The sequence below is a fragment of the Shimia sp. genome, from assembly GCF_022448905.1.
Lineage (GTDB): Bacteria > Pseudomonadota > Alphaproteobacteria > Rhodobacterales > Rhodobacteraceae > Shimia.
In genome coordinates this window covers 89,829-114,552 of record NZ_JAKVCW010000002.1, presented here as the reverse complement: position 1 = coordinate 114,552, position 24,724 = coordinate 89,829, and the positions used below count along the sequence as shown (strand labels likewise).

Here is a 24,724-nt window from a genome sequence, read left to right as displayed (position 1 = left end):
TTATTGTTATTCGTTGGTGCTGTCGGCATCTTGCGGCAGAGAAACGGCAGATGCAACCCGCGCTGCAAGCTTTTCGGAGAAGCCTGATTGCGCAAGTTTGAAGGCGAGTTTGATGGCCGAGGATACACCTGTTGCATCAGAGGAACCGTGCGATTTTACCACGGTGCCATTGAGGCCCAAAAACACGCCGCCATTGACCCGTCGTGGGTCAATGCGTTTGTTCAGACGGTTGAGCGATGTGTAGGCCAAGAGGGCGGCCAGACGGGACAGTGGCGAGAATTTGAAGGCTTCTTTCAGAAGTGAGCCGATCAGCCCAGCCGTGCCTTCTCCGGTTTTTAGGGCCACGTTGCCGGTGAACCCGTCGGTTACAATCACATCGGCCTTATCCGCGGGCAAGTCATTGCCTTCAACAAAGCCGACAAAGTCATAATTGGCGACATGTGCGTTTTGCGCGATCAGGTCATGCGCCAGCTTCAATTCAGTGCGGCCCTTGTGCTCCTCGGTGCCCACGTTCAGCAGGCCGACGCGCGGGCGTTCCAAGTCCATGCCATTGCGGGCGTAGGATGCGCCCATCAAGGCGTATTGCAGCAAGTCATGCTCGTCGGCGCTGATGTCAGCGCCGGCGTCGAGCATGATGTTGAAGCCCTGCGGGGCGCGGGAAGGCCAGAGAACGGCAATCGCCGGACGGTCTACGCCGAGAATTTTGCGCAGCCGGACCACTGAAAGCATCATCAAGGCGCCGGTGTTGCCGCAGCTCACCACGCCGTCGGCCTCGCCACTGCGCACTGATTCCAATGCGGACCACATCGACGTGGTTTTGGACCGGATCACATCTCGGGGTTTGTCTTCCATCGAGACGACGTCAACCGCGTCGCGAATCTCCACACGTCCGTCCAAAATGCGTTTGCGCGCGACCAGCTGTTTCAGCTCGTCTTTGGGGCCATGAAGAATGAAAGCAATGTCGGGATTCTTCTTCGCGGAATGCGAAATGCCGGCAACAACAGCTGCCGGCCCGCGATCGCCACCCATGGCGTCAACTGAGATCACTGTGCGCCCGCTGCCGGGGTTTGCTGTTTGCGTCAAACCGGTCATGCGGGCTCAGATCCCGTTGTTTATGCTGCGTCTTCGTCCAGATCGACGTCGTCCACCATAGCAACGACTTCACGGTCGCTGTAGTGGCCGCAAGAAGCGCAGACGTGGTGCGGGCGCTTCAGCTCGCCGCAGTTTTCACATTCGTTTGGGTTCGCTGCAACCAGGGCGTCGTGTGCACGGCGGTTGTTGCGGCGCGATTTCGATACTTTGTTCTGCTGGACAGCCATGTCGCAACCTTTGATTTACTTGGGGGCCGAAGCCCGGTTTCCTGAGCGTTTGGAGCCTCTACGCGGTATGCGCGCCCGAGTCCAACGCTAAATTCGAATGAGCGCGCGAAAATACTGCGATTTTCGCACAACGCAAGCCCTATTCGTCCTCTTTTGAGCCCAGCTGGTCACGCAGGGTGGCCAAACCGGCAAAGGGGCGTGCGTCTTCGTCCGTCATGGCCTTTTTTCCAGCCTCCGTAAAGACAGCATCTTTCAATTCTGCTCCCTCTGCGCGAGGAAATTGCGGCAGGTTCAGCGCCAGGGCTTCATGCAGGATTGCACCGACATCAATATGTGATTCCAGCGGCTCTGCGTTTTCGTCCTCCGGCATCTCGATCTCTTCTTCTTCGTCGCCCGACAGATCAGGCATGTGCGCCAGAAACCGCCGCTCGACAGGTTCGTCGATACGAGTGGTCACAGGATCCAATGTGACAACACAGGGCTGCACAGCGGTGGCGCCGAGTTTGCCGACCAGTTCCCAGTCATTTTTGCCTTGGGCGCGGATTTCGCCGGTGAAGACCACTTTGCGCAGCGCGGTCAACTCAAGAGCCTCGGCCAGCGCGGTCAGTTCTTGTGCGTTGGGGCGCAAGTCAAAACTGGTGGGGCGATTCTGGCGGAGGTCGGCCACACGAAACACGGTGGAGGGGGAGGCGCTTGAGGACATGGTACTGACTTTGAATTGAGGGCGGTTGCGTGGCGGGACGCGGTTGTCATCTTGAACCAAGCGCGTTCCTTCTGTAAGCGAGATAAAAGGCAAGACAGGCCAAGACAAGAGGGCAGACATGAAGACGCGCACCAAAATGATCAAATATGCGGTCATGGGAGCGGCTATGCTGTCTCTGGCTTCCTGCGCCACGCGCTATCGTAATCATGGCTATGTCCCCACCGAAGAGGAACTGGCGTCGATCACGCTGGGCGTGGATACGCGCGACACGGTTGTGGAGACTTTTGGACCGCCGTCGGCGTCCGGTGTTCTGGATGACAGCGGCTACATTTATGTCCGTTCGCGCATCAAGCATTTTGGCCCAACCCGTCCGGAAGTTGTGGATCGCCAAGTGGTCGTGATCGGCTTTGATACCAAGGGCATTGCCCGCAACATCGAGCATTATGCTCTAGCCGATGGGCAGTTTGTTCCGCTGCAACGGCGGATCACCGACAACGGAATCGAGACCGGTGGACTGTTGCGTCAGCTGAGTGCCAATATCGGCAACTTCGGTCCGTCTGGTGCGCCAACGGCAAGCACGGGCAGCTTCTAAGTTGCGATCGCTTTCATGACGGGATGGTTTGTCATTCGGATGTCACCGCGACTCTGATAGAGTGTGTGGTATGGTGATGCAGTTGGACAAACCATTACGGCAAAAGGGGCGCTATCTTGTGCGTGAGGCGGAAGGCGTGGCTGATCTGCGGGCTGCGCAGCGGTTACGGCATTTGGCGTTTCATGGAGATGAGGCGTCGTTGGATGTGGATGCCTTTGATCCGATCTGTCGCCACTTTCTGATCGAGGACAGTGTATCTGGAAAGTTAGTGTGTGTTTTCAGGATGTTACCTTTGATTAGTGGGGGCGACATTGACCGCAGTTATTCGGCTCAGTTTTATGAGTTGGAGGCCCTGCGCGCATATCCCGGACGCATGGTTGAGATGGGGCGGTTTTGCATGCATCCGGATGTGCATGATGCCGATGTGCTGCGCGTGGCTTGGGGAGCGATGACCTCCTATGTGGATGAAAACAAAGTCGAATTGCTGTTCGGTTGTGCGTCTTTTGCAGGCACCGATACCAGTTCCTACCTTGACAGCTTTGCCATGTTGCGTGACCGGCATCTGGCGCCCAAACGTTGGTTGCCGCGGGTGAAGGCGCCAAATGTGTTTCGCTTTGCCGCTCGGTTGCGGTGTAAGCCCAATCTCAAGGCGGCACAGGTGAACATGCCTCCGATGTTGCGCAGCTATTTGTTGATGGGCGGTTGGGTCAGCGATCATGCGGTGGTCGACCAAAAGATGAACACGTTGCATGTGTTTACCGGTGTTGAGGTGAAGAGCATTCCTGCGGCGCGCAAGCGGCTTCTGCGGGCTTTGGCTTGCTAAGGCCACAGGCTGGTTGACGGGGCGGCGTCTGCGGGCTAGGCGCATCTCATGGCACGTATACCCCTTTTGCAGATGAGCGATATTTCCCTGACCTTTGGCGGGGATCCTGTGTTTGATCAATTGAGCCTTGTGGTGCAGCCCGGTGATCGGGTGGCGCTTGTGGGGCGCAACGGATCGGGCAAGTCGACCTTGATGAAAGTGATGGCCGGGCTGGTGGAACCGGATCGTGGCGACATCGTTGTGCCGCCAGGGGTGAGCGTGGGCTATATGGAGCAAGACCCTGATATGACTGGGTTTGCCACGCTTGGTGACTTTGCTTCTGCAGCTTTGGAGCCGGGAGAGATGTATAAAGTTGAGCGCGCGGGTGAGGGGCTGAAATTTGATCCGGCGCGGGCTGTTGAAACGGCCTCTGGCGGTGAACGCCGGCGGGCGGCTTTGGCGCGGCTGATGGCCGAAGCGCCGGAGTTGATGCTTCTGGATGAGCCGACCAACCACCTGGATATTGAGGCGATTGCCTGGCTTGAGGAAGAGCTGAAAGCGACGCGGGCAGGCTTTGTTTTGATCAGCCACGACCGGGCGTTTCTGAGGGCGCTGACACGTGCAACCCTTTGGATTGACAGGGGAATGGTGCGTCGTCAGGAAAAAGGCTTTGAGGATTTTGAAGCCTGGCGGGACAAGGTTTGGGACGAAGAAGACCTGCAGCGCCACAAGATGGATCGCAAGATCAAGGCTGAGGCGCGGTGGGCTGTGGAAGGCATTAGTGCGCGGCGCAAGCGCAACCAGGGCCGTGTGCGGGCGTTGAAAGACCTGCGGGCTGAGCGGGCGGCGATGATCAAGCGGCAGGGTTCGGCGGCAATGGAGCTTTCGGCGGGGCCGAAATCCGGTAAAAAGGTGATTGAAGCCAAAGGTTTGTCCAAATCCTATGACGGCAAGAGCATTGTCCGTGATTTCTCGTTGACGGTGCAACGTGGCGACCGTGTTGCTTTTGTTGGGCCCAATGGCGTGGGTAAAACCACCTTGATCAAGATGTTGATGGGCGATGTGAAGCCGGACACGGGTACGGTCACTTTGGGCACCAATTTGCTGTCTGCGGTGTTTGATCAGGCGCGGGCGAAGTTGGATCCGGATATGACGCTTTGGGATAGCCTCACAGGCGATCCGGAGATGCGGGTGTCGGGTAAGGCCGATCAGGTGATGGTGCGGGGCAACCCCAAGCATGTGGTTGGATACCTTAAAGAATTCCTGTTTGATGATCGTCAGGCACGAGCGCCGGTGCGGTCTTTGTCCGGTGGTGAGAAGGCACGGTTGCTGTTGGCGAAATTGATGGCCAAAGAGAGCAATCTTCTGGTCATGGACGAACCAACCAACGATTTGGATGTGGAGACCCTCGATCTTCTGCAAGAACTGTTAGATGACTATGACGGCACCGTACTGTTGGTGAGCCACGACCGGGACTTTCTCGATCGGGTGGCCACCACAACCATTGCCATGGAAGGCAATGGGCAGGCGGTGACCTATGCCGGGGGCTGGTCTGATTACCGGGCGCAGCGGCAGGAAGATGCGCCGAAAAAGGCCGAGAAATCAAAGCCCAAAGCCGAGAAAGTGAAAGCAGAGAAATCTGCGTCTGCCGCCGGTTTGAGCTTCACCGAGAAGCACCGCCTGGAGGCTTTGCCGGGGATCATGGAACGGCTTGAGGCGGAGATTGCCAAGCTGGAAGAATTTATGGCGGACCCGGAGTTGTTCACCAAAGAACCGGTGAAATTCCAGAAAGCGACGGAGGCGTTGGTGGAGCGTCAGACGGCGTTGCAGGACGCGGAGGAAGAGTGGTTGACGCTGGAAGAAAAGGCCGAAAGCAACGGCTGAATTCGACGTCGGTATTCTGTCAGTATTGCGACTGTTTCGCGACTGTCCACGGTTTTTGAATATGTTGCGGCGTCACGGCGCCGCAACAGTTGGTTTACCAATCAGGCGTCGGTGTGCGCGGTTGGCGCGGCGGCCTGATCTTTCAAAAGCACCACCACGCGGTTCGCCATCAGGTGCCGGTTGTGATCGTAGTCCCGTCCGTTGGCGCAGGCGGCCAAGGCCTCCAGCCCGTGCATTTTGTGCAGCGCAGGCGTGTCATTGAGCGCGAGCGTGCAAGAGGGGCTGGGCTTGGTGAACTTCGGCAAAGTGAGCAGAACCGAGAGGTCGGCAACCTGGCTGCCGGAGATGTCGAGCTGCTCCAGATAAGGCAACGAGCGCAGGGGATAGAGGTCGTTAACCGCAGTGCCGGTACAACTCAGGCTCTTTAGCGCTCGGCAGCGTTGCAGGCCATTGAGGGAGGCCAGGCCTGTACCGGTGAGGCTGAGGGTTTGCAAGTTGGGTAGCTCGGGCCACGGCGCACGCATTGGGTGATCCGCCGAGTCGTCCAGGCGGAGATGCAGGGTGCGCAGTGTGTCGCTGTATTCCAGTGGGCCAAGATCCAGATCGGGATCCGCGGCCTGCAACAGGAGATAGTCGAGCTTGGTCAAAGAAGCGACCGGCGCGAGGTTGCAATGGGACACCGAGCCAAGCGACAGATGGTTGAGTTCGGTCAGCGGGGTGACAAAGCCGAGGTCTGTGATTTGGCCAAGGGATTGGATGGTCAAGTATTCCAGCTTGGAGGCCTGAGACAGCGCATCAAACCGAGTGGCCGGGGTGTTCCACAGCGACAGGGTTGCGAGTGCGGGCAGGGCGCCCAGAGCAGTGAGGTCGGTGGTGTCCGCACCAAAGAGGTCCAGCGTTTCCAAGTGTTGCAAGTTGGCGAGTGGCGCGATGTTGACTTTGCCGTCACAACGCAGAGACAGCGTGGTGAGGGCGGTGGCTTGCGCGAGAGGTGTCAGCGATTGGCCTTTGGCGATGCGGGTCTTGAGGTCTGTCAGTTTTGGGCTTTGGGTGAGCGCAGGGAGCGTGTCACATAGGGCCAGCAGGTCGGCCTGCTCCAGGCTGGGCAGGGAACCGAGGTGGACCGGCTTGCCGGGATGGGAAATTTTGAGCCGCTGCAGGTTTGGCAGGTCAGGCAGGGTCACATCGATGTCAGAGGGCAGAGAGAGTTTGAGTTCTGTCAGGGCCGGTAAGTCCGCCAGCGGCGATAAATCCGTAACCGGAGAGGCCGTGATTTCCAGCGCTTCCAAATTGGGCAGGCCGCGTAAGGCGGCGATGCTGGTGATCGGAGTGTGGCGGATGCTGAGTGTGCGCAGATGAGGCGCAAGCTCGGAAATTTCTGGCAGCAAGCGGCCGTTATCGCCGGAGATAACCATCTGGCGGGCTCGGGCCTCCTTGTGGCGCTCTAGGCTCCAGAAGAAGAAGGCGGCAGGATCGGCTGGGGTGCCCGTTGGGGCAAGGCCGGCTTTGCGACGGGCCCGCACTTGCGGGCGCATCCGTTGTTTGAGGCTCTGTTTGGCCACGGTGAGGAAAGATTGGATTTTTAAACTGGTCAGCACGTGAAAACTCATCAACGGCGCCTGTAGAGAGGGACGGCGCGGGGGAAAAAAGAAGTCAGGAGCGTTAGTGGAGGTTCAGTTTACTGCGGAACGGCTTTCGGACAACTCACTTTTTGGTAAATTTGGGTGGTTTTTTGAGGCAGGTGTTCTGTCCCAAAGACGTAGCGCGCTGCACCTTCGTATAAAGCAAAGGCGCCCGCCATTGGGGAGACAGGCGGGCGTTGTGAATTTTTGCGGTTTTTGGCTGCGCAAGTTTTAGGCAGGCGCGGGCTTGGGGAGGTCAGTGCTTGGCGTCAAATGACGCGCCATCACAAAGCTGAGGCACAGACCAGGCAAGAGCGCGGCCAAAGCCATGGCGATGCCAAAGTGGTCGGCGAGCAGACCAATGACGGGCGGGGCCACCACATTGGTGCCCACCGCCATGATTGATAGGAAGGCGATGTTGTCCGCATCATGCTCGTCTTCCAGTGCGGCCGCGGCCGACACCGCCAGTGGGAAGCCCACCGACAGGCCCAGGCCAATGCAGGCAAATCCGACAAAGGCGATCAGTGGCGGGAAGGGCGCGACCAGGATGAGCAGGCCGACAATGGCGAGGCCGACGTTCATGCGGGCGAGATTGGTGCTGCCCATGCGGACCTTCAGGAAGTCGCCGATAAAGCGACCTAAGGCGACAAAGGCGGAGAACACGGTGACGGCGAGGCCTGCGGTGCTGCTGCCTTCGGGCAGGCGTTCGGCCATATAGACCGCACCCCAGTTGGCCATGGCGCCTTCGGACATGGTGACGGAGACCACAAAGAGCACAATCAGGAACAGGGTGGTTGGGTAATCCCGCAGTTTGCGGCGTTTGGTTTTGGCCGGGGCGTCTGCGGATTGCGGTCGCAGGTTGGGCAGCGGCCGTGCCAGCCACAGCGCGATGAGCGTTGTCGAGCCCGCGAGGACAAACATGGTGAGCGCCGGAGACAAAAGCTCGGTGGGCATGGAGGCCAGGAAAGAGGCTGCGGTCATGCCAAGAGCCCAGAAGCTGTGGCAGCGATTCATCACGGATTTCTTGGCAACTTTCTCAAACTGGCCTGCATAAACATTGAGCGCCACGTTCAGGAAGGTGACGGTGGCGCCAAAGACCAGCAGCGCCAGAAACAGCGTGATGTGATCTACGGCAAACAGTGGAAGGACCACAGTGACGGCCTGAATTGGGAAGACCGCGAAGAGAACTCTTGGCGCGCCATGTTGCGCGACGATCTTGGCAGCGAACTTGGAGAAGAACACAAAGGCCATCGGCAGGCCAAGCAGCGACAGGGCGAGCTGGGCATTGGTGAGATCCAGTTTGGTTTGCACAAACGGGATCTGTGGCAGCCAGCTTCCGAGCGCGAAAGGATGCAGGAAAAACAGCGCCATAATGAGGCGCACGGTCCCTGGGGACAGTGTGGGTGTCATGAGAGTAGGTCCTGTTGGCGGATATGGCGCCAGCTAGACCCAAAGTTGCGCAGGGAACAAGTCATATGCGTGTATTTTTCTGCGAAAAACAACCCAAAGAGGTTTTTGGGCGACTTTTGCTCTACCCTGTCAGAAAATTGGTTGGGTTTTTTGAGGGCAATTTTTGCTCTGTCAACCAAGGAGCGGGGAGATTCGCTGCCAAGTACGGGCTTCGAACGTGTCTTGTTGCGGCTCCAGCATGTGCTCTGACAGGAACCAGTAGAGGTATTTGGCATAGTCAAAGCCTGCCAATGTGGCTTGTGCAGTTCGGAGTGCCTTGCGCAGCTCTTGCGGCGTGTGCGCCACCAGTGTGGCGTGGTGGTAGTCCGTTCGGGCGCAGGTGATCACAGGTTTCTTTTGCAGGAGGGCCTCAAATCCGGCGGCGGAGTTTTGGGTGACCACGATGTCAGACGCCTTTGTGAGGGCATGGATGCTCTGGTCGCTGATGTGCACGTTCGGGAACCGTTTGCAGATGGAGGTGTAGCGGTTGCAGAAGACCTCGGACTGCGCTGGATGCAGTTTGACGTAGACCCTGCGTTCGGTGCTTTTTGCCACGGTGGCGATCATCTTTTGCGTGTCGATGTGGTGCACCGGCGTGGCGTAGCTGTCGATCTCTTGTAGGAAGAGCACGGCATGGGCGGAGGGGAGTTCGGTTTTGGAGGTGGGTTGCGCAAATTTGGAAACGTTGTGGCGCAGCATGTGGCCGCTGACGCCGTTGAAGAAGTAAGTGGCGGTGGTGGCGTCGATGTCCTCGGGGGAGAATGATTTGGTTGCAAGAGAGGCGTGCCAGTTGACCCCCATCGGGTCGAGGTACCAGAACCCCCAGATGTAACTTGGCATGGCATGTAGAATCGGGCGCGATGTTTCCGGACGGTGGCCGATGAAGATATGCGCGTGGTTCTGATCGAGAAGGGTGGTTGAGAGCGCGGTGGCCGCTTCGACCGTGTAAGTGAGGACACCTTGAGATTGTGCGTGGTTGGCGATCTTGCGGGTGAAGTCGAATTTTTCGTCACGAATGGAGCTCAGCCAGGAGTCCTTGGCGTGGAAGATCACGCTGGGAGATTGGGGGAGAGCTGAGGGCTCCGTGGGTTTAGATAGATGCTGCATTGCGTCTTTTGTGGCGGGGGGGTGGACGTCGGTAAAGGGGGGGGAGAAAAAATGCGCGGCTCGGGTGGTGGTGATGGCACAGTTCCCTCTTGCGTGATGTGTTATAGTATCACATATCTAGCGCTCACCAGCCCGGAAAACCCTGACAGATGTTTCGCGCGGGCTTGCGGATCATTTGCCATGTGGCGCCCAGCCAGTCCTGTTTCACAGGGCACTGCGTCCCGCAACCAAACGAGAGCTTATGTCATTGATACCGCAGACTTATGAAGAGTGGGAACATTGCATCACTGTCAAATGTGGCATTCCACTGACCCCAGAATATGTGGCTGAGCGCATCAAAGCGCGTGGCGATGCCAACGATTTCCACACCCAGAAGTTCATCGATCGGTGGGGCAAGATGCACCACGCGCGGACGCTGGCGTGGTTCAAACAAGCACAGGACCGATTGACCACATGACACAGGCGCAACCTTTGCAAGTTACGGTGCTCAACGGGTTTCTGGGGGCAGGGAAGACCACGTTATTGCAAAGCCTTTTGGTGCAAGCTCGGTCGCTGCCGGATGTGCGGCTGGGGGTGATTGTCAATGAGATGAGCCAGCTGGATGTGGATGGCTCCATTTTGGACACGAGCGAGGTGCTGTCGCGTCAGGACGCGCGGTTCGTGTCCATTCCCGCAGGCAGCATCAGCGGGGCACAGGGGCTTGAGAAATTTGCCCAAGCTGTGGCGCAGGTCACAGAGGCCGGGGTCAGCCATGTGTTGATTGAGACCTCTGGCAGCACCCATCCTTGGCCGCTTCTGGAGGCCATTCGTGCGCATAAGGGGCTGAGGTTGCACGGGTTTCTGTCCGTGGTGGACAGCCTGACTCTGGCGCAGGATCATGATTTTGGTCGGGCAATTGTGCCACAAGCCTCACAGAACCTGGCGGCGGGTCGTCGGGGGATTGAGAACTTGCTGGCCGAGCAGATCATGTTTTCCAACCGCATTCTGCTGAGCAAGATGGATCGGGTGGACAGCACGGTGCTGCGCACGATTGCCGAGGCGATCCATCCCATCAATCGGGGCGCAGACGTCATGGGCATGCAGTGGGGCAATATCCGGCTGCAAGATGTGCTGGCGATGCCGCCCTATGATCATGACCGAGTGGCACAGCTGGGCGCGGAGCTAAGGGACTGGGGCAAAGAACACGACACCAGCTCGATGGCGGAGGCGTCTGATTATCATATCGACAGCGTGGTGATTTCTGATCCGCGCCCGTTTCATCCGCAGCGGCTGTGGCAGGTGTATAACCACTACCTTGGCACCGGGATTTACCGCAGCAAAGGGTTCTTTTGGTTGCCGTCTCGGGACAAGTTGCAACTGTTGTGGAACCAAACGGCGGGCAGCGTGGGGTTGGAAGTGGTCAACTATTGGAAGATCGCAACGCTGGAGGATGACAGCCTGAATTTGCTGCCAGAAGAACGCGCGGAGATGCGGCGGCGGTTGGAAGGACAATCTCCAGAGTTTGGCGACCGCCATTGCCGCCTGACCGTGATTGGGGATCGGGACGGATTGGACGCGTTTGCTGAGGCGGTTCGGGAATGTTTCTGCACGCCGGAGGAAGTGCAGGCATGGAAAGCCGGGGCGGTGTTTGAAGACCCGTGGCCAAAGGCGCTGGTGGGGTTGGAGTAAGGGCAAATGAGGTGCCGCTCTGTGAAGGTGGTACTCCTCCTCTGAGGTGTGTGTTGCGAGACGGCCACGGACAATTCACACCACTATCTGCGGAACCGATTTAGCCGCTGGTCGGAAAAATCTTTTTGAAGTGACTGTCGAAATAGTCCCAGGTGTAGACCGCTTTGTTGCCGGCATAGCCTTCGTAGTAGGATTTGCCGGTCGCTGTGGGCAGCCCAGCCCAGATTTTGGCCAAGTTTAGCATAAAAGTCGCGCGCGACATCTCGGCCGCTTGGAAATCGCTGAGCCCGGCCTCTTCCAGCAACTGGTGGGCCAGCTGGTCCTGGATCTCAGGGCTGAACAGCTTGTCGTGCGGCACCTCCTGATGACGCACAAGGCGGCGCAAGGTGGCGGGGATGAACTGATAGCGGCCAATCGCATGGGGCTGGCCCGGGGTGTTGTCGATCCACTGATAGATCTCGGCGATGGTCATTTTGGTGGGCGGCGCGGCGGGCTTGATGCGGGCGCCATATTGCACCGCGTCATAGCCAGCCTTGCCCGCTTCCGCGCCGGCAATCAGGGTCATCAGTTGCTTGGCAGCGGATGGGAGGACCTGCCTCAACACCGGCGCAAAGAGACCGCCGGTGGCACGGCCGCGGAACAGACTGGCGGCGCCAGGGCGCAAGGCCAATGCGCCGCGGCTGGTATCGGCGTCCGTTGGTTGCGCGAGGGCAGGCTGTTGTGGGGTGCGGGCGGGCGTGTCGTTGAAAGAGGCGCGCTGTGCGAAGAAACCGTTCTGAATTAGGGAGACGCTATTGGCCTGCGCTTGGGTCGCCATGAGGCTGACAGAGAGAAGCGTTAGACGCAAAGAGGAGGCAATCGACATAGGAACCGGCTTTCTGCTGGCGAGGTGTTTCACGCGGACTATGCAGAAAGAGGCTTGATAAAGGGTTTACTGGGGGAGGGAGGCAGGCGTTCCAAGAGTTGTGCTCTGTCGACATGGTCAAACGGTGCCTAGAAGGGCATTGCTACAGGAGCATGTTCAATAGGAGGGAGGGGCGGCGGCGCGTGACTACCTGATAATGCGGGTACCATAAGGTCTACCAACCTGTTGTCGCGCGCGCTCCGTTTGTCATTGATTGGCCGCGCGGCCTGACCCTTGCAATGACCAATCCGACTTGCAGCGCAGGAATTCAATCAATGGGCGCATCGTGACCTTCCAAGCTATCTCCTAAAGGGATAATGAGTGCGGTGCATAAGACCTTCATCGAACGAGCAAGAGACATGGCAGAAAACACAAACACTCTGATCAAATCCGCAGCAGATTTGGTGGAGCCGGAGATCCGGACAGAGGCGCCGTTTTATGCACTCTTTCTTTCCAGCGGGTTAGTTCGTCGCTTTGAGCGCTCCGTCGTCGGGGATTTTCGCAGTCTACGATTTGCGCCCACAAAAGAGGCGCGTGTGATAGACGAACGTGCAGGCGTTCATTGGCGGCCACTCCCAACTGAAGACAAGTCCGGGAATTGGATTCGAGGCGAGGTCACAATGAATCCAATGTTCATGAGTGAGTTTTATCCGGATTATTCGATACTCGAAAAAGAGGCTGAATTACTTCCAGATGTTATGGTTTTCAAGTACTTGACCGTCTCCGAGAAGGTACGCGATTTAATTTGCAAGTTTGCGCCTAGTGTGTGCGATTTTGCTCCAGTGAGCTTCGTATCTGCGGAAAGTCAAAAGCCCCTTGGAAAGAAGTACTTTATGGCCTATGTGCGCAATACATTTAGCTATGAGGGGCCTTTGCCAGAAAAATTAGAAAGAATACCTCAAGATAGATATGGCATCCTAAGTACAAAACTCTGGACTGCTTTTAAAAACTCTCCATCCATAGTTGACTGCGCCAAGCAGTACTCGATTTTCGTGATCAATAAAAAACAAGACCTCCCAATAATAGGGCGAGAACTTTTCCATGAGATGAAAAGTCAAGGCATCACAGGACTTCTAGAGATAACGGATTTCCTTCGAGAGGAACCGTATGAGCGCCCAATGGAGTACTATGACTTTGAAACGGTTATGCCGCTGAGGCCTTAGGCCAGGGCACAGGGTGCTGGGTTCCTACGCCAGGAGGCATCCTGGACAGGTCCGATTTTGATTTTGTGTCATAGCGGCTTTGAAAATAAGACTGGAGCCGAGGTTTTCGTGACTCCGTCCATCCGTTAACTGAAAAAGCCCCGACGTCTCCGCCGGGGCTTTCTAAATCTCTCAACTAATCCGCTCAGATCAGGCTTTGAACAGGCCTTCGTAGGCAGGTTTCAGCGTCTCTGTTTCAAACAGCGCGCTCACAGAGCTGCCGTTGGCGCAAGTGGTGCCGTGCCCCAAATACCCACAACGGGTTTACTCCGCAGCCTCAAGCCAAAGGGTTGGCGCGTTGGTTTTTACCCAGGCCCTTAGAGGCTCGGAGGACTTAAGATGTGTGAGTTTTCCTGGCAAGCCATCCATCTCCTCTGCATGGGGCAAGGGATCTTTGCGGTCCGTAATGACCGGCCATTGGTTGGCCAGGCCTCGGTTGAAATCAACCCATTTTTGACTGTCAGGTTCGGTGTCGGGTTGGATTGCGCCTGCCGGGCATTCAGGTTCGCACACACCGCAGTCAATGCAGTGGTCGGGGTGGATGACCAGCATGGTGTCACCCTCGTGAAAACAGTCTACCGGGCAGACGTCCACGCAGTCCGTGTACTTACATGCGATACAGTTTTCGGTGACAACATAGGCCAAGACACATTTCTCCATTCGGCGAGCCCAATGGCTCGCCGTTTTGTGGTTTTTAAAGTGGGGTGGGTTAGTCCGCGACGGTCAGGATTTCGTCGAGCGGCTTTTTCATCTTGGCGACGGCGGGCACCTTTGCGTCCTTTGCCGCATGTCCCACAGCCACAATCATAATCGGTTTTTCGCTCTCTGGCCGCCCCAACATCTTGTTTAAAAACCGCATGGGGTTTGGGGTGTGAGTCAGGGTGACCAAGCCTGCATGGTGCAACGCCGCCAGCAAGAATCCACAGGAAATTCCGGTGCTTTCAGGGACATAGTAGTTCTTGAAACGGGTGCCATCGTCAAAATGGCCCCAGCGCTGCGCAAACACCACGATGAGCCACGGCGCCTCCTCCAGATGGGGTTTGTGATCATTGGTGCCAATCGGTTCGAGCGCTTTGAGCCATTCGTCGCCGGCGCCCCCCTCATAAAACCGGCGCTCTTCTTCCTCGGCGGCTTCGCGGACACGTTTCTTAAACGCAGGATCGGAAATCGCCACAAAATGCCACGGCTGGTGGTTCGCCCCCGATGGCGCCGTGCCTGCGGTACGGATGCATTCCTCGATCACTTCTCGGGATACCGGGGTGTCGGAGTAATCACGCACCGTGTGACGTCGTTTCATTCTGTCATAAAAGGCCTTTGCCTCTTTGAGGCTTTTCTCGGCTGAGTAATCCATCCGGTCTGGCAGGTCGGCAGGTTGGTATTCTATGTGATCGCGTGCGAACATTGGCGTCTCCTTTGCTGGGGATAGAATACCGCCGGTACTTCGGTCACTTCATTCCTCATTGATGAGGATTGCTGACTCTGATCCAAAAAGTGTTCGTTCCACCAAACTCAATAGTAACGGAGCGCAAAATGGATCAGATCGTTGGAGGAGCAAGGTTAGCAACGGAGGTGCCAAAGGGCTTTGTCACATTGGATGTCCTGTCGGTGCAACATTACACGGATCGCCTATTTTCCTTCACAACACAGCGCCCGGCGGGGTTTCGGTTTCGCTCCGGTGAATTTGCCATGATTGGTTTGATGATTGATGGCAAACCACTGGTGCGCGCCTATTCCATTGCCTCAGCCAACTGGGAGGAGCATCTGGAATTCTATTCAATCAAAGTGCCTGATGGCCCTCTGACGTCTAAGCTGCAGAACATTCAAATTGGCGATCAAATTTTGATCCGTCCCAAACCAGTTGGCACGCTTGTGTTTGATGGGTTGCTGCCGGGAAAGCGACTGTTTTTGCTGTCCACCGGGACGGGAATCGCGCCGTTTGCGAGCGTCATTCGAGATCCCGAGGTGTATGAAAAATTTGACCAGGTCCACCTGCTGCATAGCTGCCGAAACGTGGCAGAGTTGCAATACGGCATTGACTTGGTGCAGTCGGTTCACAGCCATGACTATCTGGGCGATCTGGCCGATGGGATGCTGTATCATCACCCGTCGGCAACCCGGGAGATCTACAAAAATACGGGCCGTATCGATGACTGGATCAAAGACGGTCGGCTTGCACAGATGAGCGGCGGGGATTTGACGCCGGAAACCGATCGGGTGATGATCTGTGGGTCGATGGCGATGCTGGACACTCTCAAAGGCCTTTGCGAAGAGCATGGGTTTCTTGAAGGATCAAACTCCAAGCCGGGACAGTTTGTGATCGAAAAGGCATTCGCCGGGTAAAACAAGGGATGGAATTCGATTGAAACAGCAAAAGCTGCAGCCACCCTTTGCCGAACTGAGTTTGGGTGTCGATCAGGTCATTCCGCTGTCTCAGGCCGTTGGGTCTGAGAGCTTCACTCAGGCGGTCATGGGGGTTGCGAGCGAGGTTTGTGGCGCGGATTTTGTGTCGCTGTTTTGTCAAGGAGACCGGGATGCGCCGCTTCTGATTGGCACAGCTTGTCGTTTGGGGCAGCGGCGCGCAACCCAAGCCGCAAAAGGGTATCGGCGCCACGTCCAAGAAGACGGAAATACGCAACTCCTTTGCGGTTCTCACGGACACGGCGACTTTTTGACGGTGCAAACCGCCAAAGATATCTTCTCGTTCACTTACCGGCGGGATTGTTATGATCTGCCGGGAATTTCAGAGCGCGTGTCCATTGTCCGGCGTACAGCGGACTATGGGCTCTCTGTCAGCATGTATTCAAGTGAAGAAAGCGGCCCATTCGACAATCCGGACAGCGGAAAAATTCAGGCGCTGCTGCGGCTGTTGTTGGCTTTGACGGAACGGCATGTCGCCTTTTCTTTGAGAGATGGTGTTTGGATGGAGAATGATATTCAGGCCCGGCTGGCGCTCACCTATCCAGATCTCACCCCGCGTGAGCGCGAGGTTGCTGCGATGGCGATCAAAGGCCGGACGGCAAAAGAGTCCGCGGAGCTGCTTGGCGTGGCGGAAACGACCATTATCACCCACCGCAAAAAAGCCTACAAACGTATGAACGTCACCTCGCTGCGTCAGCTAATGGCAAGTTATTGATAGGTGCAGCGCGGGGCAATGTTGTGGGCGAGGTGACCTGGCGGGCAGGTCTGAGTGCGTCACGCGAGGTGACCTTGGAGCGTACACTGGCAGGTACACGCCACAAAAAAGCCCCGACGCAACCGTCGGGGCTTTCCAAATCTCTCAATTGATCCGCTCAGATCAGGCTTTGAACAGGCCTTCGTAGGCAGGTTCCAGCGTCTCGGTTTCAAACAAGGAGCTCACGGACGTGCCGTTAGCGGTGTTGAGGATTGCCTGGGCAAACATCGGGGCGGTGGGCACGATGCGGATGTTGGCGGCGCCTTTGACGGCCTCAGTGGGCTCGATGCTGTCGGTGATGACCAGCGATTTCATCACTGAGTTGGTGATGCGCTCAATCGCCGGGCCGGACAGAACGCCGTGGGAGATGTAGCTGTGCACCTCGGTGGCGCCGTGCTCGATCAGAACTTCGGCGGCTTTACAAAGCGTGCCGGCGGTGTCGCAGATGTCGTCCACGATGATACATTTTTTGCCTTTGACGTCGCCGATCACGGTCATCTCAGCAATCTCGCCCGGCTTCTCGCGGCGTTTGTCCACGATGGCCAGCGGCGCGTTGATGCGTTTTGCCAGCTCGCGCGCGCGGGCCACGCCGCCCACGTCCGGAGAGATGATCATCACGTCAGACAGGTTCTCTTTGAACTGCGCTTTGATGTCGAGCGCAAACACAGGCGAGGCGTAGAGGTTGTCGACCGGAATGTCGAAGAAGCCTTGGATTTGTGCGGCGTGCAGATCCATGGTCAGGATGCGCTCGATGCCGGCTTCGACCATCATGTTGGCGACCAGCTTGGCAGTGATCGGGGTGCGGGCCTTGGTGCGGCGGTCCTGACGGGCGTAGCCGAAGTAGGGGATCACAGCGGTGATGCGGCTGGCCGAGGAGCGGCGCAGGGCGTCGGACATGATCAACAATTCCATCAGGTTGTCGTTCGCCGGGTTGGAGGTCGACTGGATGATGAACATGTCTTCGCCGCGCACGTTGTCGTAGACTTCGACAAAGATTTCAGCGTCGTTGAAGCGCTCTACACGGGCGTCGATCAGATTGACGTTGCTGCCCCGGTGCATCGACATTCGCCGCGCGATGGCGCTGGCAAGCGGTTTGTTGGCGTTGCCAGTGATCAGTTTGGGTTCAAGAATGGTGGCCATAGCGCGGTAATCCCCAGGTGGCTTTGGTGACAGATTCGTGACGTTGCGCTTGCCTTAACATGGCCCTAACGTCTCGCAAAGCAAAGCGCGCCATCAGGGAGGCAGAAATGGCCACGATCACCTATTATTTCTCGACAATTTCTCCGTATACCTATCTTGCGGGCACCCGGTTGGAGGCGATTGCGGCCAAACACGGGGCTGAGATTGTCTACAAACCGCTGGACATCATTGCGCTGTTTGGCCGCACAGGCGGCACGCCGCCCAAAGAACGTCACGTCAGCCGTCAGGAATACCGGGCGCAGGAATTGGTGCGGCAGGCTAAGAAGTTGGGCATGGAGTTCAATCTGCATCCGGCGCATTGGCCGACCAATATGGCGCCATCCTCTTATGCCTTTATCGCGGCGGCCAATGCCGGCGGTGGCGACCTGGGCGCTTTGGCGCATGGGTTCACGCGGGCGTGCTGGGCTGAGGAGAAGGACATTGCGCAGGATGATGTGATCCGCGCCTGTCTGGTTGAGGCCGGGTTTGATCCGGCGCTGGCGGACAGCGGTTTGCTGGTGGGGGCGGAGACCTATGCCCGCAACCTGGATGAGGCGGTGGAAGCGGGGGCCTTTGGCGCGCCGTTCTACGTAACCGATGATGGGGCGCGGTTCTGGGGGCAGGACCGGTTGGACGATTTGGACGCGCATTTGGCGGGTGAGTTGTAAGGACACTTTAAGGACCATGGCATTGGACAGCAGAAAGACGCCTGACATGCATTGGCGCGTGTTGGGGCAGGGGCCGCGTGCGGCGTTGGCGCTGCATTGCAATCTGGGGCACTCAGGCGCCTTTCGTGGTATTGGCGCGGCGCTGGGCGATCTGTTGACCCTTCAGGCGCCGGACATGCCGGGCCATGGGCGCAGTGCGGACTATGTGCCGGGCACGCTGACCGGGCAGACCATGCTGGAGGCCATTCTGGCGCGGCTGGACGGACCGGTGGATGTGATTGGGCATTCTTATGGCGGTCTGTTGGGGCTGCGGCTGGCGATTGAGCGGCCGGATCTGGTGCGATCCCTGTCGTTGTTTGAGCCGGTGACGATGTTGGCGGCCAAAGAGTCTGCACCGGAGGAAGTGGCCAAGAACGATGCGCATATGGGGCAGGTGTTTGCCTTAAACGACGCCGGTGACGCCGAGGCGGCGGTGCGCATGTTTGTGGAGGAATGGGGCGATGGCACGCCGTGGGAGGCGCTGCCGGAAGAGACCCGCGCGACCTTCACGCGGCAGGTGCCGTTTGTTGTGGCCAGCCAGCAGGATGTGCTGGACGACGTTGGCAACATCATGCCGCGCCTTGGCGAGATTGCGGTGCCGGTGGTGGTGATGGACGGGGCGGAGAGCCCTGCGATCATGAAGCCGGTCTGTGATGGCGTTGCCAGTGCGGTGCAGAATGGGCGGCGGGTGACCGTGGCGGGTGCCGGGCATATGGGCGCGATCACGCATGCGGATGTGGTGGCGGCTGAGGTGCGGCGGATGGTTGAAAGTCTTGGCTAAGTTTTTCGCAGGGGTATTGGAGTAAAGAGTAGTGGCAGAAGGTGATATTTGGATTTCGGCGATAGCGAACAACTCTGACTTGCTCGTGGGGATCGAAATCGACCGAGAAGAGCCGGGCTGGCGAGCCAAAGCGAAAGGGCGTGCGGTTCGCTCTGAGGACTTGCCTTTTCGTTTGTATGGGAAGTATCGCGATGCATTTTTTGAGAAGGGTGTTCCTGATATATTCTTCGGGCCAGGTGGCATCAAAATCTCGGAAAATCTCCACAGTGTTTTTGCCTCGTACAACTTAGGGATTGCGAAGATGTATCCCGCAAATCTGTACCTGCATGATCGAATAACTTTGGTCGTTCCAAACCTCTATATTCTTGGCGTCAGAGAAGATGTTGAAGCATTTGTACCGGAACAGTGTCAAAACGTAAGGGAACGCTACAAACACCGCAGTCAGTCCGAGCCTTCGCCGGAAGCCAAATGGAAAATGCCGTACACGCTTCAGGATGGCGACATTGCTGTATTGCCTTCAAAGACAGAAGGGTTGGATTTTTGGTCGGACAAGTGGCTCGACAGATCACTATTCTTTTCTGACTCACTGAAGCAAGCGTTATGCGAGGGCGGCTATGCGAAGCTGTTTGATTTCAAAAAGTGCGAAAAAGCCATGTTGCACTGAAAATTTGAAATCGGCGGTTCTGCGCGAACGATGACCGCGCATGAACTGCGGGGCAGGAGGCGAAGCACCCGCCCTGTGGGGCCGGGGCTAGGGTGCGGCGGATGGTTTCTGACGTAGCTGTCTAGCTTTTGGGAAGCGAGCAACTTCTGCCTATTCATTCGTTAGGCTACAGCGTTTCTGCTCCGTAGCGCGCGTCTAAAAAGCGAAATAGCCGGAGGGTATCTGTAACGTGTAAGAAAAACGCATGCTTCGTCATTTTTTTGCATGCTGCTTGCTCCACTTGTGAAGCCAAGATCCAGACGTAGGCGTTTTGTGAGTGAAACTTCGCAACTATGGAGCATGCGTCGCTTTCGTTTCTTCGGGAGGATAAAAGCTCGAAAGCAATCACCACATCAGATGCGCCACAAAAGGTTTGATGCCCAAGTTGGTCCAAGAAGAACTCATTTTTCATGGATAGGCACGCAATTGCATCGTGGCGCCCCTGACCATCGGAGTTCCAGTTGGGTGGAAAAGCAATTCGTGAGCCGGAGTATTCAGACTCAAATTTAAACCCATGTCGCTTGAGAGATGCGTCCAGCCGCTCAATCTCAGTGCTTCCCGACCGCGAAATGTGGATGCTTAGTTCGTCTGAAACGTTGTTGCCGTTGCAGCGTAACTGCGCACGATCAAATACGGCCACTTCGCCTGATTTCACAGGAGCAATAACTGTCGTGAACTTGTCGACTTGCCGCCCAGCCCAGTTCAATTTTTGATATTGTATTCCACAATTTTCGAACCCCGCAAAAAGTGCACTCGGAAGTAAAAATAGGCCTGCAACCAAAGCCGCGAACATTGAATGGACTTTTTTCATGGTACCCGCATCTAAGACGGACCGAGAATGTATCATTCTTCGGGTTGGCGCAATGCACGCGTGCAAGGTCTTTCGGTCAGTGGGGCGCTGCCAAGGCATAGCATTGGCATTTTAGAGCTATTTGCCCGCCAAAATCATTTCCCGGACCTTCACGGCTTTCTCAAAGTGATCGAGCTCATGGGTTTGGATCCACCATGTGGCAGCTTCCATCAGCAGGTCCGGGTTGTTGTTCTGGTTGGCAAAGAAGGCGTAGAAGGACAGGCCGACGGTCTCGCCTTTCTTGGCGATTTTGTCGTTGCAGATCTGAACCGCTTTGGCGCGTAGGGTGTCTCTCACCGGATTACTTGCCCGCTGCCAGATCGAGGAATTGGTCGATCAACTCTTTGCTGAGAGACCAGTCGCAAACCAAACGCGCGGTGACCATCTCGGCGTCGTCACCTTCTAGCGTGCCGTCCCAGAGGTGGTAGACCGCGCCGGCGTCCAGCAGGCGTTTGTGAGTGGCGCGGGGCAGGGCGACAAACATCATGTTGGCCTGTGGCGGGTATTTGAAGGTGGCCCCAATTGCGCGCAATCCGCCCGCGAGATGGGCGGCGTTGGCGTTGGCTTTGGTGGCGGCTTCGATCCAAACGTCGTCTTGCAAGTAACCGAGCATTTGCGCGGAGAGGTAGCGGTGTTTGGAGAACAGGTGGCCGCCGCGTTTACGACGCAGTTCAAATTCCCAGGCATGTTTGGGATCAAAGAAGATAACCGCTTCGACACCCATGCAGCCGTTTTTGGTGCCGCCGAAGCTGACCGCGTCGACACCGGCTTTCCAGGTCATTTCTGCAGGCGTGCAGCCTAGCGCAACCATGGCGTTGGTGAAGCGCGCGCCGTCCAGATGCACGGGCAGGTCATAGGATTTGGCGACATCACAAAGGGCCGTGAGTTCGGCCAGCGTGTAGACGGTGCCATATTCGGTGACCTGCGTGATCGACACAGGGCCGCGTTGCGGGCCGTGCACACCGCGGGTCTCTTCGCCTTCGATGGCGGCGCGCAGGGAGGCGGGCGTCATTTTGTCGACGTCTTTGTCTGCCGCCAATGTGAGCTTGGCCCCGCCGGTGTAAAACTCGGGCGCGTTGCACTCGTCTTTGTGGATGTGGGCCACTTCCGAGCAGAAGATGGTTTGCCAAGGATCACAAAGGGTTGCGAGCGCCAGTGAATTTGCCGTGGTGCCGGTGGAGACCAGATAGACGGCGGCCTCTGGGGCCTCAAAAATCTCGCGGATTTTGGCGGTGACCTGCGCCATTTCCACGTCGTCGCCATAGCCCATGGCGTAGCCTTCGTTGGCTTTGGTGATGGCGGCGAGGACCTCGGGCAGTGCGGCGCCGGAGTTGTCAGAGGCAAAGTGCATTAGGAGGGCTCCTCGATGATAAAGTCTTCCCACTGCTCCAGCGGGGTGTCGAATTCGGATACGGTGCGGTGGCGCATGGAGACGCCTGCCTCAAAAACGCTGTTTTGGCGGCCAGAGATCAGCGGGTGCCAGTCATACAGCGGTTTGCCTTCCCAAAGCAGGCGATAGGCGCAGGTTTGCGGCAGCCAATAGGCGTGATCGTCGATGTTGTCCGGGGTCATGACAATGCATTCGGGCACAAACTGATGGCGGATTTCGTATTGGCTGCACAGGCCTGTTTCGTCATCTAGAAGGCGACAGGCGACGCAGGTCAGCGCGACCTCGCCGGTGTCTTCGTCTTCGAGCTTGTTGAGGCAGCATTTGCCGCAGCCGTCACAGAGGGCTTCCCATTCAACCTTGGTGAGTTTGGCGAGCGGCTTTTTTTCCCAGAAACGTTTGGCGAGGCCGTGGCGGGCTATGACGTCCTGGCTGCTCATAAGGCGTTTAACAGCGCTCTGGCTTGGTCGCAGTCTGCGCCCATTTGGGTTATGAGGGCGTCGAGGCTGTCGAATTTGAGTTCCGGGCGCAGGTAGTCGACGAGGCCAACGGACAACGTGTGGCCGTAGAGATCGCCTGAGAAATCAAAGAGGTAGGTCTCGATGTTGGCTTTGTTTTCGCCAAACATTGGGCGGGTGCCGATGGAGGCGGCGCCGTGATAGCTGCCTTGATGTGGGCCATCGAGCACGTCGACCAACACGGCATAAACGCCGTATTTGGGTTGGTGCAGGCCGACGATAGACATATTGGCAGTTGGGAAACCAAGCTCGCGGCCACGTTGTTCGCCGCCAATCACCGGGCCGTCAATTCGGTGCCAGTGGCCCAGCATGTTGGCCGCATCGCGCGGGCGGCCGTCGGAGAGTGCCTGGCGGATGGAGGTGGATGAGACTTGACCGTCGCCGCCTTGCACCAGCGGCGCGATGGTGACGCCAAAGCCGTAGGTTTCGCCATAAGCAACGAGGTCGTCAGCGGTGCCTTTGCGGCCTTTGCCAAAGCAGAAATCGGCGCCAACCACCACATGGGCGAGGCCGAGGCCTTCGGCGATCACGTCGCGGGCAAATTCTTCTGGCGTGAGGCTGGACAGTGCGGTGTTGAACGGCAGCTCATAGAGTTTTTCCACGCCGAGTTTTTCCAAGCGGTGCGCGCGGGTCTCGGCGCTGGCGAGGCGGAAGGGCGGGGCATCCGGCGCGAAATACTCGCGCGGGTGCGGCTCAAACGTCATGATGCCCAAAGGCGCATCCGGTGCGGCTTTGAGCGCCAAGTCGATCACCGATTGGTGGCCCACATGCACGCCGTCAAAATTGCCAATCGCGACGCTGGCGCCGCGATCTTTAGGGGTTACAAACTGATAGTCGCGAATGATCTGCATGTGGCAGGGTTAGCCCCTTGAATGGTCAGGCGCAAGAGAGGACGGCGCGGCGTTACTCGGCGGCGCGGGCGCGGGCTTCGGAGATGTCGCCAAAGTTCTGCGCCGCCCAGCCAACCAGCGGTTTGAGCACACGCAAAAGGTCAAAGCCCTGCTCGGTTAAGGCGTAGGAGACCGCCAAGGGCGGGCCGGGGTGCACGGTGCGGGTCAGGTGGCCGTCGCGTTCCAAAAGGCGTAGGTTCTCGGTGAGCACGCGCTGAGTGACGTCGCCAATGGCGCGTTTGAGTTCGCCAAAGCGCAGTTCCCCGTCCTCTAAAGTGAGCAAAATCAACAGGTTCCACTTCGCCGTGACTTTGGTCAGGACAGAGCGGACCGGGCAGTTTTCGGCCTCTTCTTTGGTGTGGGCGGTTACTTTGACCATACCTGGTTCCTTTGAGGTGCGTAATTGATACTTGGTGCAAAATTCATACCGTACAGCCATACATGCAACAAGCTGATTCGAGAGGCTGACCAAAATGACCATCACTGAAACCGTGCTGAACGCGTTCTCCGCGCTTTTCATCCAGTTTGATCCTGAGGCGGCCAGCGTGCTGTTGGCGCCAGACTACATTCAGCACAATCCGGCTGTGCCCACCGGGGCGGCGGCGATTGTGGGCTTTGTGCCGGTGATCCAGCAGAGCGGCATGACCGCGACCACGCATCGGGTGATCACCGAGGGCGATCTGGTGGTGATGCACAACACTTTTGACAATGCGCAGGCCTTTGGGGCGGAGACGCTGGTGGCGTTTGATGTGTTCCGGGTGGCGGATGGCAAAGTGGTGGAACATTGGGACAACCTGCAGCCCCTGGCGGGGCCGAACCCGTCGGGCCGGACCATGACCGATGGGGCGACGGAGATTGTGGACCGGGACAAGACGGCGGAGAACAAGGCGCTGGTGAGTGCGTTTGTGAGTGATGTTTTGCACGGGAAGGCCCCTGAGAACATCGCCAACTACATTTCCACGGAGACGTATTTGCAGCACAATCCGCAGATTGCAGATGGCTTGGAAGGCCTTGGTGGCGCGCTGCAGATGATGGCGGAGGCTGGCATCGAGATGCGCTATGACACGACGCATATGCTTGTGGCAGAAGGCAATTTTGTCTTTGCTGCGTCAGAGGGCGTGCTGGGCGAGGCGCACACCGCGTTTTTCGATCTGTTCCGTGTTGAGGATGGCAAGATCGTGGAGCACTGGGACACGGTGAGCGAAATCCCGGCGGAAATGGCGCATGAGAACGGCAAGTTCTAAAGCAAAAAGGGCGGTGCATTTGGCACCGCCCTTTGAGTTTG

At 57.5% G+C, this 24,724-nt stretch carries 28 protein-coding genes; 12 read left to right on the top strand and 16 right to left on the bottom strand.

All coding sequences use genetic code 11. The annotated features are described in order from the left end of the window. Positions 1-6: 6 nt before the first annotated feature. From plsX to MK208_RS02285, 3 genes are all read right to left on the bottom strand, one after another. Complete coding sequence (gene plsX / locus MK208_RS02295; RefSeq protein ID WP_294113488.1) at positions 7-1,092, bottom strand: phosphate acyltransferase PlsX; 1,086 nt, start codon at positions 1,090-1,092, stop codon at positions 7-9. Between the two features lie 20 nt (positions 1,093-1,112). Then, positions 1,113-1,319, bottom strand: coding sequence for a 50S ribosomal protein L32 (gene rpmF / locus MK208_RS02290; protein WP_283426281.1), 207 nt, complete (start codon positions 1,317-1,319; stop codon positions 1,113-1,115). A gap of 139 nt (positions 1,320-1,458) precedes the next feature. Further along, positions 1,459-2,022, bottom strand: a complete 564-nt coding sequence (locus MK208_RS02285; RefSeq protein ID WP_294113483.1) for a DUF177 domain-containing protein — start codon at positions 2,020-2,022, stop codon at positions 1,459-1,461. Between the two features lie 118 nt (positions 2,023-2,140). Here MK208_RS02285 and bamE point away from each other — a divergent pair, with 118 nt between their 5' ends. From bamE to MK208_RS02270, 3 genes are all read left to right on the top strand, one after another. After that, positions 2,141-2,614, top strand: a complete 474-nt coding sequence (bamE, locus tag MK208_RS02280; protein WP_294113481.1) for an outer membrane protein assembly factor BamE — start codon at positions 2,141-2,143, stop codon at positions 2,612-2,614. Positions 2,615-2,684: 70 nt separating this feature from the next. Further along, a complete protein-coding gene (locus tag MK208_RS02275) occupies positions 2,685-3,437 on the top strand; it encodes a GNAT family N-acyltransferase (RefSeq protein WP_294113480.1) in 753 nt (250 codons plus the stop codon). Between the two features lie 48 nt (positions 3,438-3,485). Continuing rightward, positions 3,486-5,300 carry an ATP-binding cassette domain-containing protein gene (locus tag MK208_RS02270; protein WP_294113479.1) on the top strand — a complete coding sequence of 605 codons (1,815 nt, stop codon included), beginning with the start codon at positions 3,486-3,488 and terminating at the stop codon, positions 5,298-5,300. A gap of 101 nt (positions 5,301-5,401) precedes the next feature. On the opposite strand, the gene MK208_RS02265 is transcribed toward MK208_RS02270, so the two are convergent. From MK208_RS02265 to MK208_RS02255, 3 genes are all read right to left on the bottom strand, one after another. Next, a complete protein-coding gene (locus MK208_RS02265; protein WP_294113478.1) occupies positions 5,402-6,910 on the bottom strand; it encodes a leucine-rich repeat domain-containing protein in 1,509 nt (502 codons plus the stop codon). A 243-nt stretch (positions 6,911-7,153) separates the two neighbouring features. Further along, positions 7,154-8,332 (bottom strand): MFS transporter, encoded by a 1,179-nt coding sequence (locus MK208_RS02260; RefSeq protein ID WP_294113476.1) that lies wholly within the window; start codon positions 8,330-8,332, stop codon positions 7,154-7,156. A gap of 171 nt (positions 8,333-8,503) precedes the next feature. Then, positions 8,504-9,478 (bottom strand): hypothetical protein, encoded by a 975-nt coding sequence (locus MK208_RS02255; protein WP_294113474.1) that lies wholly within the window; start codon positions 9,476-9,478, stop codon positions 8,504-8,506. A 241-nt stretch (positions 9,479-9,719) separates the two neighbouring features. Between MK208_RS02255 and MK208_RS02250 the strand changes: the two genes are divergently transcribed. Together MK208_RS02250 and MK208_RS02245 are read left to right on the top strand one after the other, a co-directional pair. Continuing rightward, complete coding sequence (locus tag MK208_RS02250) at positions 9,720-9,935, top strand: hypothetical protein (protein WP_294113472.1); 216 nt, start codon at positions 9,720-9,722, stop codon at positions 9,933-9,935. Further along, a complete protein-coding gene (locus tag MK208_RS02245) occupies positions 9,932-11,146 on the top strand; it encodes a GTP-binding protein (RefSeq protein WP_294113471.1) in 1,215 nt (404 codons plus the stop codon). Before MK208_RS02250 ends, MK208_RS02245 begins: the two co-directional genes overlap by 4 nt. Before the next feature lie 100 nt (positions 11,147-11,246). Here the strand turns inward: MK208_RS02245 and MK208_RS02240 are convergent, their stop codons facing one another. Further along, complete coding sequence (locus MK208_RS02240; protein WP_294113469.1) at positions 11,247-11,963, bottom strand: hypothetical protein; 717 nt, start codon at positions 11,961-11,963, stop codon at positions 11,247-11,249. A gap of 446 nt (positions 11,964-12,409) precedes the next feature. Between MK208_RS02240 and MK208_RS02235 the strand changes: the two genes are divergently transcribed. Further along, complete coding sequence (locus MK208_RS02235; RefSeq protein ID WP_294113467.1) at positions 12,410-13,213, top strand: hypothetical protein; 804 nt, start codon at positions 12,410-12,412, stop codon at positions 13,211-13,213. A gap of 303 nt (positions 13,214-13,516) precedes the next feature. Here MK208_RS02235 and fdxA read toward each other — a convergent pair whose 3' ends face one another. Next, positions 13,517-13,897, bottom strand: a complete 381-nt coding sequence (gene fdxA / locus MK208_RS02230; protein WP_294113465.1) for a ferredoxin FdxA — start codon at positions 13,895-13,897, stop codon at positions 13,517-13,519. A gap of 64 nt (positions 13,898-13,961) precedes the next feature. Beyond that, on the bottom strand, positions 13,962-14,654 hold the full coding sequence (locus MK208_RS02225) for a nitroreductase family protein (protein ID WP_294113463.1): 693 nt from the start codon (positions 14,652-14,654) through the stop codon (positions 13,962-13,964). Between the two features lie 128 nt (positions 14,655-14,782). Between MK208_RS02225 and MK208_RS02220 the strand changes: the two genes are divergently transcribed. Together MK208_RS02220 and MK208_RS02215 are read left to right on the top strand one after the other, a co-directional pair. Further along, a complete protein-coding gene (locus tag MK208_RS02220) occupies positions 14,783-15,592 on the top strand; it encodes a ferredoxin--NADP reductase (RefSeq protein ID WP_294113461.1) in 810 nt (269 codons plus the stop codon). 334 nt (positions 15,593-15,926) lie between these two features. After that, positions 15,927-16,385, top strand: a complete 459-nt coding sequence (locus MK208_RS02215; protein ID WP_294114097.1) for a helix-turn-helix transcriptional regulator — start codon at positions 15,927-15,929, stop codon at positions 16,383-16,385. Positions 16,386-16,547: 162 nt separating this feature from the next. On the opposite strand, the gene MK208_RS02210 is transcribed toward MK208_RS02215, so the two are convergent. Continuing rightward, on the bottom strand, positions 16,548-17,564 hold the full coding sequence (locus MK208_RS02210) for a ribose-phosphate pyrophosphokinase (RefSeq protein WP_294113459.1): 1,017 nt from the start codon (positions 17,562-17,564) through the stop codon (positions 16,548-16,550). Between the two features lie 107 nt (positions 17,565-17,671). Here MK208_RS02210 and MK208_RS02205 point away from each other — a divergent pair, with 107 nt between their 5' ends. Genes MK208_RS02205 through MK208_RS02195 form a run of 3 tightly spaced genes read left to right on the top strand, consistent with a single transcriptional unit; the run spans position 17,672 to position 19,755 of the window. After that, positions 17,672-18,271 carry a 2-hydroxychromene-2-carboxylate isomerase gene (locus MK208_RS02205; RefSeq protein ID WP_294113458.1) on the top strand — a complete coding sequence of 200 codons (600 nt, stop codon included), beginning with the start codon at positions 17,672-17,674 and terminating at the stop codon, positions 18,269-18,271. A gap of 16 nt (positions 18,272-18,287) precedes the next feature. Further along, entirely contained in the window at positions 18,288-19,091 is an 804-nt protein-coding gene (locus tag MK208_RS02200) for an alpha/beta hydrolase (protein ID WP_294113456.1), read from the top strand. A 31-nt stretch (positions 19,092-19,122) separates the two neighbouring features. Beyond that, positions 19,123-19,755 (top strand): hypothetical protein, encoded by a 633-nt coding sequence (locus MK208_RS02195; protein WP_294113454.1) that lies wholly within the window; start codon positions 19,123-19,125, stop codon positions 19,753-19,755. Positions 19,756-19,921: 166 nt separating this feature from the next. Here the strand turns inward: MK208_RS02195 and MK208_RS02190 are convergent, their stop codons facing one another. The 6 genes from MK208_RS02190 to MK208_RS02165 form a co-directional block, all read right to left on the bottom strand. Beyond that, the gene (locus MK208_RS02190; RefSeq protein ID WP_294113452.1) at positions 19,922-20,605 is read right to left on the bottom strand and encodes a hypothetical protein; all 684 of its coding nucleotides are present in this window, start codon (positions 20,603-20,605) and stop codon (positions 19,922-19,924) included. Positions 20,606-20,722: 117 nt separating this feature from the next. Then, positions 20,723-20,941: a DUF6500 family protein gene (locus MK208_RS02185; protein WP_294113451.1), complete on the bottom strand. Its 219-nt coding sequence runs from the start codon at positions 20,939-20,941 to the stop codon at positions 20,723-20,725. Positions 20,942-20,945: 4 nt separating this feature from the next. Then, the gene (locus MK208_RS02180) at positions 20,946-21,995 is read right to left on the bottom strand and encodes a beta-eliminating lyase-related protein (protein WP_294113450.1); all 1,050 of its coding nucleotides are present in this window, start codon (positions 21,993-21,995) and stop codon (positions 20,946-20,948) included. After that, positions 21,995-22,471 (bottom strand): YcgN family cysteine cluster protein, encoded by a 477-nt coding sequence (locus MK208_RS02175; protein ID WP_294113449.1) that lies wholly within the window; start codon positions 22,469-22,471, stop codon positions 21,995-21,997. The genes MK208_RS02180 and MK208_RS02175 overlap by 1 nt, the downstream gene beginning before the upstream one ends. Next, positions 22,468-23,400 (bottom strand): bifunctional riboflavin kinase/FAD synthetase, encoded by a 933-nt coding sequence (locus MK208_RS02170; RefSeq protein WP_294113447.1) that lies wholly within the window; start codon positions 23,398-23,400, stop codon positions 22,468-22,470. The genes MK208_RS02175 and MK208_RS02170 overlap by 4 nt, the downstream gene beginning before the upstream one ends. A 52-nt stretch (positions 23,401-23,452) precedes the next feature. Beyond that, positions 23,453-23,818, bottom strand: coding sequence for a helix-turn-helix domain-containing protein (locus MK208_RS02165; RefSeq protein ID WP_294113445.1), 366 nt, complete (start codon positions 23,816-23,818; stop codon positions 23,453-23,455). A 94-nt stretch (positions 23,819-23,912) separates the two neighbouring features. On the opposite strand from MK208_RS02165, the gene MK208_RS02160 reads away from it, so the two are divergent. Beyond that, entirely contained in the window at positions 23,913-24,683 is a 771-nt protein-coding gene (locus MK208_RS02160) for a nuclear transport factor 2 family protein (protein ID WP_294113443.1), read from the top strand. Positions 24,684-24,724 lie beyond the last annotated feature (41 nt).